This window comes from Streptomyces mangrovisoli, from assembly GCF_000974985.2.
Classification (GTDB): Bacteria; Actinomycetota; Actinomycetes; order Streptomycetales; family Streptomycetaceae; genus Streptomyces; species Streptomyces mangrovisoli.
The window spans coordinates 22,397-32,846 of sequence record NZ_LAVA02000053.1; the positions used below are offsets into that span (position 1 = coordinate 22,397).

The window sequence follows — 10,450 nt, forward strand, 5'->3', positions numbered from 1 at the left end:
AGCGGTTCCCGGAAAGATCCGGGGCCGCTCCCTTTGCCGTACGTGCGGAATGCCGCACCTGCGGATCGCCGTACGTGCGGATGGCCGTACGTGCGGAAACGTGCGGAGTGTCACTCACGCTTTGTAGTGTGGTAGCACAACGCACGACGCACGACTTGCACCACACGAAGAGGAGACGCGCACCACGCCGCCGCCGGTCCTCGGTAGTGGCCCCCGGGCGAAAACGAACCCCGGGTGCTTCGATCGAAGACCGGCCCGCACCGCACGGAGCGCCTCTCCGCGAACGTTCCCCTGCCACACGGGCAGTGAGGGACGAGGACGAGGAGAAAACGCTAGTGGAGAACGAGACCCACTACGCCGAGGCCGTCATCGACAACGGCTCCTTCGGCACCCGCACCATCCGCTTCGAGACGGGCCGCCTGGCCAAGCAGGCCGCCGGCTCCGCCGTGGCGTACCTGGACGACGACACCATGGTGCTGTCGGCCACCACCGCCTCCAAGAACCCCAAGGACCAGCTCGACTTCTTCCCCCTCACGGTGGACGTCGAGGAGCGGATGTACGCCGCCGGCAAGATCCCCGGCAGCTTCTTCCGCCGTGAGGGCCGCCCCTCCGAGGACGCGATCCTCACCTGCCGCCTGATCGACCGCCCGCTGCGCCCGTCCTTCAGGAAGGGCCTGCGCAACGAGATCCAGGTCGTCGCCACGATCATGGCCCTCAACCCCGACCACCTGTACGACGTCGTGGCGATCAACGCCGCGTCCGCGTCGACGCAGCTGGCCGGCCTGCCCTTCTCCGGCCCGATCGGCGGCGTCCGCGTCGCGCTGATCCGCGGCCAGTGGGTGGCGTTCCCGACCCACACCGAGCTCGAGGACGCCGTCTTCGACATGGTCGTCGCCGGTCGCGTCCTGGAGGACGGCGACGTCGCGATCATGATGGTCGAGGCCGAGGCCACCGACAAGACCATCAAGCTCGTCGAGGGCGGCGCCGAGGCGCCGACCGAGGAGGTCGTCGCCGCCGGTCTCGAGGCCGCGAAGCCCTTCATCAAGGTCCTGTGCCGCGCGCAGGCCGACCTCGCCGCGAAGGCCGCCAAGCCCACCGGTGAGTTCCCGGTCTTCCTGGACTACCAGGACGACGTCCTGGAGGCCCTGTCCGCCGCCGTCCGCCCGGAGCTCACCTCCGCGCTGACCATCGCCGGCAAGCAGGACCGCGAGGCCGAGCTCGACCGCGTCAAGGCGCTCGCCGCCGAGAAGCTCCTGCCGGAGTTCGAGGGCCGCGAGAAGGAGGTCTCCGCCGCCTACCGCTCGCTCACCAAGCAGCTGGTCCGCGAGCGCGTGATCAAGGAGAAGAAGCGCATCGACGGCCGCGGCGTGACGGACATCCGTACGCTCGCCGCCGAGGTCGAGGCCATCCCGCGCGTGCACGGCTCCGCGCTCTTCGAGCGTGGCGAGACGCAGATCCTCGGCGTCACGACGCTGAACATGCTGCGCATGGAGCAGCAGCTGGACACCCTCTCCCCGGTGACCCGCAAGCGCTACATGCACAACTACAACTTCCCGCCGTACTCCGTCGGTGAGACCGGCCGCGTCGGCTCCCCGAAGCGCCGCGAGATCGGCCACGGCGCCCTCGCCGAGCGCGCCCTCGTCCCGGTCCTGCCGGCCCGCGAGGAGTTCCCGTACGCGATCCGTCAGGTGTCCGAGGCCCTCGGCTCCAACGGCTCGACGTCCATGGGCTCGGTCTGCGCCTCCACCATGTCGCTGCTGAACGCCGGTGTGCCGCTGAAGGCCCCCGTCGCCGGTATCGCCATGGGCCTGATCTCCCAGGAGATCGACGGCGAGACGCACTACGTCACCCTCACCGACATCCTCGGTGCGGAGGACGCCTTCGGCGACATGGACTTCAAGGTCGCCGGCACCAAGGAGTTCGTGACCGCCCTCCAGCTCGACACCAAGCTGGACGGCATCCCCGCCTCCGTCCTGGCCGCCGCCCTCAAGCAGGCCCGTGACGCCCGCCTCCACATCCTCGACGTGATGATGGAAGCGATCGACACGCCGGACGAGATGTCCCCGAACGCGCCGCGGATCATCACCGTGAAGATCCCCGTCGACAAGATCGGTGAGGTCATCGGCCCCAAGGGCAAGATGATCAACCAGATCCAGGAGGACACGGGCGCCGAGATCACGATCGAGGACGACGGCACGATCTACATCGGTGCCGCCGACGGCCCGTCCGCCGAGGCCGCCCGCGCCACGATCAACGGCATCGCCAACCCGACGATGCCCGAGGTCGGCGAGCGCTACCTGGGCACGGTCGTCAAGACGACCACCTTCGGCGCGTTCGTCTCCCTGCTCCCCGGCAAGGACGGTCTGCTGCACATCTCGCAGATCCGCAAGCTCGCCGGCGGCAAGCGCGTGGAGAACGTCGAGGACGTGCTCGGCGTGGGCTCCAAGGTCCAGGTCGAGATCGCCGAGATCGACTCCCGCGGCAAGCTCTCCCTGATCCCCGTGATCGAGGGCGAGGACGCCGCCGAGGACACGAAGGACGCCGCGTCCGGTAGCAGCTCCGCTGCGGGCGACAAGTGACGTCAAGCACCTCCAAGGCGACGGCCCGCACCTCTTCGGAGGCGCGGGCCGTCGCCCGTACCCAAACCCTGATCCAGGGGCAGAACGGCATCGGCACGGTCCGTAAGACCACCCTCCCCGGCGGCCTGCGCATCGTCACCGAGACCCTGCCCTCGGTCCGCTCCGCGACCTTCGGCATCTGGGCGCATGTCGGCTCGCGCGACGAGACCCCCGCCCTCAACGGCGCCACGCACTACCTGGAGCACCTGCTCTTCAAGGGCACCTCCCGGCGCAGCGCCCTCGACATCTCCTCCGCCATCGACGCCGTCGGCGGCGAGATGAACGCGTTCACGGCGAAGGAGTACACGTGCTACTACGCGCGCGTGCTCGACGCCGACCTGCCGCTCGCCATAGACGTCGTCTGCGACATGCTGACCGGCTCCCTGATCCTCGAGGAGGACGTCGACGTCGAACGCGGCGCCATCCTCGAAGAGATCGCCATGACCGAGGACGACCCGGGCGACTGCGTGCACGACCTGTTCGCGCACACCATGTTCGGCGACAACCCCCTCGGCCGGCCGGTCCTCGGCACCGTCGACACGGTCAACGCCCTGACCGCGGACCGCATCCGCCGCTTCTACAAGAAGCACTACGACCCGACCCACCTGGTCGTCGCGGCCGCCGGCAACGTCGACCACGCCAAGGTCGTACGACAGGTCCGTGCCGCCTTCGAGAAGGCCGGCGCGCTGCGCGACACGGCCGCCACGCCGATCGCCCCGCGCGACGGCCGCCGTGCCCTGCGCACCGCGGGCCGCGTGGAGCTGGTCGGCCGCAAGACCGAGCAGGCGCACGTCGTGCTCGGGATGCCCGGCCTCGCCCGCACCGACGACCGCCGCTGGGCGCTCGGCGTGCTGAACACCGCCCTCGGCGGCGGCATGTCCTCGCGCCTGTTCCAGGAGGTCCGCGAGAAGCGCGGCCTGGCCTACAGCGTGTACTCGTACACCTCCGGCTTCGCCGACTGCGGCCTGTTCGGCGTGTACGCCGGCTGCCGGCCCTCGCAGGTCCACGACGTGCTGAAGATCTGCCGCGACGAGCTCGACCACGTCGCCGAGCACGGCCTGTCGGACGACGAGATCGTCCGCGCGATAGGCCAGCTGCGCGGCTCCACGGTCCTCGGCCTGGAGGACACCGGCGCGCTCATGAACCGCATCGGCAAGAGTGAGCTGTGCTGGGGCGAGCAGATGTCCGTCGACGACATGCTCTCCCGGATCGCCGCGGTGACCCCGGACGAGGTCCGCGCGGTGGCCCGCGACATCCTGGGACGGCGCCCGTCGCTGTCGGTCATCGGCCCGCTCAAGGACAAGCAGGCCGCCCGTCTGCACGAAGCGGTCGCGTAACCCCGCCCTCGGTAAGGAAGCGAAACAGATGAGCAAGCTGCGTGTGGCGGTCCTCGGCGCCAAGGGCCGGATCGGCTCGGAGGCCGTCCGGGCCGTGGAGGCCGCCGAGGACATGGAACTCGTCGCCGCCCTCGGCCGCGGCGACGACCTGGAGACGCTCGCGGTCAGCGGCGCCCAGGTCGCCGTCGAACTGACCACCCCCGACTCGGTGATGGACAACCTCGGCTACTGCGTACGGCACGGCATCCACGCCGTCGTCGGCACCACCGGCTGGACCGAGGACCGCCTCACGCAGCTCAAGGGCTGGCTCGCTGACTCCCCGGAGACGGGCGTGCTCATCGCGCCGAACTTCTCCATCGGCGCCGTGCTGACGATGAAGTTCGCGCAGATCGCCGCGCCCTGGTTCGAGTCCGTCGAGGTCGTCGAACTGCACCACCCGAACAAGGTGGACGCCCCGTCGGGCACGGCCACGCGCACCGCCCAGCTGATCGCCGAGGCCCGTGCCGAGGCGGGCCTGCCGGCCGCGCCGGACGCCACCGCCACCGCCCTGGACGGCGCGCGCGGCGCCAGCGTCGACGGCGTCCCGGTGCACGCGATCCGGCTGCGCGGACTCCTCGCCCACCAGGAGGTCCTGCTGGGCGGCGAGGGCGAGACCCTGACCATCCGTCACGACTCGCTGCACCACCGCAGCTTCATGCCGGGCATCCTGCTGGCCGCCCGCCGTGTCGTGCACGCTCCCGGCCTCACCTTCGGCCTGGAGCACTTCCTGGACCTGAGTGCGAACTGACGTCATGCGCGCGAAGATCTCCTACACCGTCACGGCCGCCGTCCTGGTCTTCTACTTCGTCCTGGTCGGCAGCCGCGGCGTCATGCTCATCGAGGCCGGCACGCTGGTCACCGTCACCTTCGGCATCTCGGTGCTGATCCTGCCGGTCATCGGCGTGTGGTTCCTCTGGAAGAACACCCAGTTCGTACGGCGGGCCAACCAGCTCGCCGCGCAGCTCGACGCGGAGGGCGGCCTGCCGGTCGACGAACTCCGCCGCACCCCGAGCGGCCGCATCGAACGCGACTCCGCCGACGAGGTCTTCGCCCTGCGCAAGGCCGAGACGGAGGCCGCCCCCGACGACTGGCGCAGCTGGTTCCGCCTGGCCGTCGCCTACCACGACGCCCGCGACACCCCCCGCGCCCGCAAGGCGATGCAACGAGCCATCGCCCTCCACGCGAGCCGCTGACCGCGCGCTTCAGACCATGACCCGGGCCGCCTGAGGTGTCGAGGAGGTGCTCGGGTGCCGGTCCGGTGGGGGTTGTTCGCGCAGTTCCCCGCGCCCCTTTCAGGGGCTCCTCGCAGCCGTGCCCCGAAAGGGGCGCGGGGAACTGCGCGACCGGGCACGACGTTCCCGCACAGGCCATCCCGACCGGCTGACCGGCCAGGTCACCGCTGAGCCCGGCGGTCAGCCGCCTGTGTTCTCCGCGGCCCACGCCTCCACCGCGTCCGCCGCCCGGTCGAATGCCTGCAGGCGGCCAAGGAAGTCGGCGCCGTGGGTGGTCAGCAGGACCGGAGTACCGTCCGCCGAGCGGTCCCGTCGTACGAGCAGGAGCGCCTGCCCCTGCACCGTGCGCGGCAGCCCCAGCCAGCGCACCGGCTGCTGTGTCGTCCGTACGGCCGCGACCTTGGCCCACGGCACCGTACGGGTCACGAGGAAGCCCACCTGCCGCAGACCCCGCGCGCTCACCCACACGCCCATCCGCAGCATCCGCAGCGCGGCGACGATGATGACGAACGCGACGCCCAGGCAGCCCCCCGCGGAACTCGCCTCTCCGGTCAGCGCGATGATCACCGCCGCGAACAGCACGTAGGAGGCGAGCAGCAGCAGAAGTGCCGCCGCGCCCACCCGCCACGGGCCGGGCCGGTAGGGGCGCCGCCAGCGCTCACGGTCGTGGTGCGGCAGGGCGATGTCGTCGGCTGCCTCGAACGCGCGGTCGGCCGTCAGGAAGGGCAGGGGCACGGCTGGTCCTCACTCAATCCATGCATGGGCTGTGCCGTGAGGCTATCCGGCCGGGTGTTCGGCCACCACCTGCGGGGGGCCATGGGGGTGGGCGGTGCGTCCTCCCGGGTCCGGGCTCAGCGCCCCTGGACCGCCTGGGACTGCTGCGCGGGCGTGTCGGACGGCGTCGCCAGCGCCGGCATCCCCACGATCAGCGAGCCCACCAGCCCCGCCACGACGACCAGCCCCAGCAGCCACTGCCCGGCTATGCGGCTGGCGGACGATCGCTGCCGCGGCGGCGGGGTGACATTGCTGCGGAACCTGTCGGCTTCGGCGAGGAAGGCGAAGGGAACGGGCTCGCGCCGACGGAACATCGTGGCTGCCACTCCTTACGGGGTCGGGTCGCCCGGATTTCGGGTCGAAAGTACGTCCATCACTGATACGGACGATCGAGTATCACAAAAGGTGCCCATGTCCGGAAAATCGCTGATGAGTCTTCAGCTCCGGGTGGTGGTCGAGGGGGCCCCGGGTGCCCCGTAGGGTGGACGTGAACCGCCGCAGGAATGGGAAGGACCCCGCCCCGTGACCACCCGCGAGTCGCTCGTGTTCCGCAGCGACGTCACCGTCGAGCTGGTGAAGTCCAGCGCCTCGGACGCCGACGTCCTCTTCGCCGCCCGCGTCTCCACCGCCGGCGAGCAGTCCCTGGAGGAGCTGAAGAAGGACCCCGAGCGCTCCAAGGGCCTCATCAACTACCTGATGCGCGACCGGCACGGCAGCCCGTTCGAGCACAACTCGATGACCTTCTTCATCGGCGCCCCGATCTTCGTCTTCCGCGAGTTCATGCGGCACCGGGTCGGCTGGTCGTACAACGAGGAGTCCGGCCGCTACCGGGAGCTCCAGCCGGTGTTCTACGTCCCCGGCGAGGACCGCAAGCTGGTCCAGCAGGGCCGCCCCGGCAGGTACGAGTTCGTCCAGGGCACCCCGGAGCAGCAGAAGGCCGTCACCACGGCCATGGAGGAGTCCTACCGGCAGTCCTACGCCGCCTACCAGGACATGCTGGAGGCCGGCGTCGCCCGCGAGGTCGCGCGCGCCACCCTCCCGGTCGGCCTCTTCTCCTCGATGTACGCCACCTGCAACGCCCGCTCCCTGATGCACTTCCTCGGTCTGCGCACCCAGCACGAGCTGGCCAAGGTGCCGTCCTTCCCGCAGCGGGAGATCGAGATGGTGGGCGAGAAGATGGAGGCAGAGTGGGCGCGCCTCATGCCGCTGACGTACGCCGCCTACAACCAGAACGGGCGCGTGGCCCCGTAGCGGAGCCCGTGCCGAAGCCCTGTTCCCCCGCGCGGAACGTGTGTACGGGTCAGCCTCGCGAAGTGTCCGTATTGCGGCATTTAGCGAAGTTCATCTAGCCTGATCAAACGGACCCGGCACTGCTTGAACCCCCGAGCAGGCAGTGCCGGGCTCCGCATTTGTCGCGACTTGTCGACAGCCCCGAGGGCAGACCCTGTGTTGAGCAGCGAGTAGCGTGTTACCCATGGCTCCGACCTCGACTCCGCAGACCCCCTTCGGGCGGGTCCTCACCGCCATGGTCACGCCCTTCACGGCGGACGGCGCACTCGACCTCGACGGCGCGCAGCGGCTCGCCACCCACCTGGTGGACGCAGGCAACGACGGCCTGATCGTCAACGGCACCACCGGTGAGTCGCCGACCACCAGCGATGCGGAGAAATCGGATCTCGTACGGGCCGTCCTCGAAGCCGTCGGCGACCGCGCCCACGTCGTCGCGGGCGTCGGCACCAACGACACCCACCACAGCGTGGAGCTGGCCCGTGCGGCGGAGCGCACCGGCGCGCACGGCCTGCTGGTCGTGACGCCGTACTACAACAAGCCCCCGCAGGAGGGCCTCTACCGGCACTTCACCGCCGTCGCCGACGCGACCGGCCTGCCGGTCATGCTCTACGACATCCCCGGCCGCAGCGGCGTCCCGATCAACACGGAGACGCTGGTCCGGCTCGCGGAACACCCGCGGATCGTCGCCAACAAGGACGCCAAGGGCGACCTCGGCCGCGCGAGCTGGGCCATCGCCCGGTCGGGCCTCGCCTGGTACTCCGGCGACGACATGCTCAACCTGCCGCTGCTCTCGGTCGGCGCCGTCGGCTTCGTCTCGGTCGTCGGTCACCTCGTCACCCCGGACCTGCGGGCCCTCGTCGAGGCGTTCACCGCCGGTGACGTCCAGAAGGCGACGGAGATCCACCAGAAGCTGCTCCCGGTCTACACCGGCGTGTTCCGCACCCAGGGCGTCATGACCACCAAGGCCGCGCTCACCCTCCAGGGGCTGCCCGCCGGGCCGCTGCGCCCGCCCATGGCGGAGTGCACCGCGGAGGAGATCGAGCAGCTCAAGATCGATCTTGCCGCCGGCGGGGTACAGCTCTGACAACGGACTTGTTCGCGAGGCACTGCCCGCGATCGGACTTCACAACTGAATAGCGGGCCACCGGTGCCCGCACTCCACAACGACAACTGCTTCTGCACGAACGTCATGCGCGCCACGTGCCCACCGGTACGTGGCGTGCGTGGTGAGGAGAGTCTTTTGAGTCATCCGCATCCTGAACTCGGCCCGCCCCCGCCGCTTCCCGCCGGTGGCCTACGGGTCACCCCACTCGGCGGCCTCGGCGAGATCGGCCGCAACATGACGGTCTTCGAGTACGGCGGCCGTCTGCTGATCGTCGACTGCGGAGTGCTCTTCCCCGAGGAGGAGCAGCCCGGAATCGACCTGATCCTGCCGGACTTCTCGTCCATCAGGGACCGCCTCGACGACATCGAGGGCATCGTCCTCACGCACGGCCACGAGGACCACATCGGCGCCGTGCCCTTCCTGCTCCGCGAGAAGCCGGACATCCCGCTGATCGGCTCCAAGCTGACCCTCGCGCTCATCGAGGCCAAGCTCCAGGAGCACCGCATCCGTCCGTACACCCTCGAGGTGGCGGAGGGGAACCGCGAACGCATCGGCCCCTTCGACTGCGAGTTCATCGCCGTCAACCACTCCATCCCGGACGCGCTCGCCGTCGCCATCCGCACCCCGGCCGGCATGGTCGTGCACACCGGCGACTTCAAGATGGACCAGCTGCCGCTGGACAACCGCCTCACGGACCTGCACGCGTTCGCCCGGCTGAGCGAGGAGGGCATCGACCTCCTGCTCACCGACTCCACGAACGCCGAGGTCCCAGGCTTCACCCCGCACGAGCGCGACATCTCCAACGTGCTGCGCCAGGTCTTCGCGAGTGCCCGCAAGCGGATCATCGTGGCGAGCTTCGCCAGCCATGTGCACCGCATCCAGCAGATCCTGGACGCGGCCCACGAGTACGGCCGCCGGGTCGCCTTCGTCGGCCGTTCCATGGTCCGCAACATGGGCATCGCCCGTGACCTCGGCTATCTGAAGGTCCCGCCGGGCCTGGTGGTCGACGTCAAGACCCTGGACGACCTGCCGGACCACGAGGTGGTCCTGGTCTGCACGGGATCGCAGGGCGAGCCGATGGCGGCCCTGTCCCGCATGGCCAACCGGGACCACCAGATCCGGATCGTCGACGGTGACACGGTGATCCTGGCGTCGTCCCTGATCCCGGGCAACGAGAACGCGGTCTACCGCGTGATCAACGGCCTGACCCGCTGGGGCGCCAACGTCATCCACAAGGGCAACGCCAAGGTGCACGTCTCCGGGCACGCGTCCGCGGGCGAGCTCCTGTACTTCTACAACATCTGCCGGCCCAAGAACCTGATGCCGGTGCACGGCGAATGGCGTCATCTGCGGGCCAACGCGGAACTCGGCGCCCTGACCGGGGTGCCGCACGACCGGATCGTGATCGCCGAGGACGGCGTCGTCGTCGACCTGGTCGAGGGCAAGGCGAAGATCACGGGCAAGGTCCAGGCCGGATACGTCTACGTCGACGGGCTCTCCGTCGGCGCCGTGGGCGAGCCGGCGCTGAAGGACCGCAAGATCCTCGGCGACGAAGGCATCATCTCGGTCTTCGTCGTCGTGGACTCGTCGAGCGGCAAGATCACCGGTGGCCCGCACATCCAGGCCCGTGGTTCCGGTATCGAGGATTCCGCGTTCGCCGACGTGATCCCCAAGATCAATGAGGTCCTGGAGCGCTCGGCGCAGGACGGGGTGGTGGAGCCGCACCAGCTCCAGCAGCTCATCCGCCGGACGCTCGGCAAGTGGGTCTCCGACACCTATCGGCGCAGGCCGATGATCCTCCCGGTCGTCGTGGAGGTCTGATCGCGTCCGGCCCGTCCGGCACGTTCACCTGGAGCGGGCCGCCTCGATTTGCATCGGGGCGGCCCGCTCCAGTACGTTTACGTCTCCGCCTGAGGGGAAGCCCGGCCACTTCGTGTGCGCCGGAGACACTCCCGGGGGGCGGGAATTCCGACTCAGAATCTCTGATAAAGTCGGAACCGCCGGAAAGGAAAGCGCGAAAGCGAGAACCTGGAAAGCGCCGAGGAAATCGGGTCG

Annotated in this window: 9 protein-coding genes; 7 read left to right on the plus strand and 2 right to left on the minus strand. The window is 69.8% G+C overall.

Annotation, left to right across the window (positions count from 1 at the left end):
* The first annotated feature begins 335 nt into the window (after nt 1–335).
* From WN71_RS22510 to WN71_RS22525, 4 genes are read left to right on the plus strand one after another with little or no spacing between them, the layout of a single operon-like run.
* Nucleotides 336–2,579: a polyribonucleotide nucleotidyltransferase gene (locus WN71_RS22510; RefSeq protein ID WP_046584722.1), complete on the plus strand. Its 2,244-nt coding sequence runs from the start codon at nt 336–338 to the stop codon at nt 2,577–2,579.
* The gene (locus WN71_RS22515) at nt 2,576–3,955 is read left to right on the plus strand and encodes a M16 family metallopeptidase (protein ID WP_046584721.1); all 1,380 of its coding nucleotides are present in this window, start codon (nt 2,576–2,578) and stop codon (nt 3,953–3,955) included. The genes WN71_RS22510 and WN71_RS22515 overlap by 4 nt, the downstream gene beginning before the upstream one ends.
* A 28-nt stretch (nt 3,956–3,983) precedes the next feature.
* Entirely contained in the window at nt 3,984–4,742 is a 759-nt protein-coding gene (gene dapB, locus WN71_RS22520; RefSeq protein ID WP_046584720.1) for a 4-hydroxy-tetrahydrodipicolinate reductase, read from the plus strand.
* Between the two features lie 4 nt (nt 4,743–4,746).
* Nucleotides 4,747–5,187: a tetratricopeptide repeat protein gene (locus tag WN71_RS22525; protein WP_046584719.1), complete on the plus strand. Its 441-nt coding sequence runs from the start codon at nt 4,747–4,749 to the stop codon at nt 5,185–5,187.
* A gap of 219 nt (nt 5,188–5,406) precedes the next feature.
* Here WN71_RS22525 and WN71_RS22530 read toward each other — a convergent pair whose 3' ends face one another.
* Entirely contained in the window at nt 5,407–5,961 is a 555-nt protein-coding gene (locus tag WN71_RS22530) for a hypothetical protein (RefSeq protein WP_046584718.1), read from the minus strand.
* Between the two features lie 116 nt (nt 5,962–6,077).
* The gene (locus WN71_RS22535) at nt 6,078–6,314 is read right to left on the minus strand and encodes a hypothetical protein (protein WP_046584717.1); all 237 of its coding nucleotides are present in this window, start codon (nt 6,312–6,314) and stop codon (nt 6,078–6,080) included.
* A 208-nt stretch (nt 6,315–6,522) separates the two neighbouring features.
* On the opposite strand from WN71_RS22535, the gene thyX reads away from it, so the two are divergent.
* The 3 genes from thyX to WN71_RS22550 all read left to right on the plus strand — a co-directional run bounded on the left by thyX (nt 6,523) and on the right by WN71_RS22550 (nt 10,216).
* Nucleotides 6,523–7,251, plus strand: a complete 729-nt coding sequence (gene thyX / locus WN71_RS22540) for an FAD-dependent thymidylate synthase (RefSeq protein ID WP_046584716.1) — start codon at nt 6,523–6,525, stop codon at nt 7,249–7,251.
* A gap of 223 nt (nt 7,252–7,474) precedes the next feature.
* Nucleotides 7,475–8,374 carry a 4-hydroxy-tetrahydrodipicolinate synthase gene (dapA, locus tag WN71_RS22545; protein ID WP_046584715.1) on the plus strand — a complete coding sequence of 300 codons (900 nt, stop codon included), beginning with the start codon at nt 7,475–7,477 and terminating at the stop codon, nt 8,372–8,374.
* Between the two features lie 156 nt (nt 8,375–8,530).
* The gene (locus WN71_RS22550) at nt 8,531–10,216 is read left to right on the plus strand and encodes a ribonuclease J (RefSeq protein WP_046584714.1); all 1,686 of its coding nucleotides are present in this window, start codon (nt 8,531–8,533) and stop codon (nt 10,214–10,216) included.
* Nucleotides 10,217–10,450 lie beyond the last annotated feature (234 nt).

Bases quoted from the DNA above. Each gene is read 5' to 3' on its own strand.
- dapB (WP_046584720.1), top strand. From the start codon at position 3,984: ATGAGCAAGCTGCGTGTGGCGGTCCTCGGCGCCAAGGGCCGGATCGGC.
- WN71_RS22525 (WP_046584719.1), top strand. From the start codon at position 4,747: ATGCGCGCGAAGATCTCCTACACCGTCACGGCCGCCGTCCTGGTCTTC.
- WN71_RS22535 (WP_046584717.1), bottom strand. From the start codon at position 6,314: ATGTTCCGTCGGCGCGAGCCCGTTCCCTTCGCCTTCCTCGCCGAAGCC.
- dapA (WP_046584715.1), top strand. From the start codon at position 7,475: ATGGCTCCGACCTCGACTCCGCAGACCCCCTTCGGGCGGGTCCTCACC.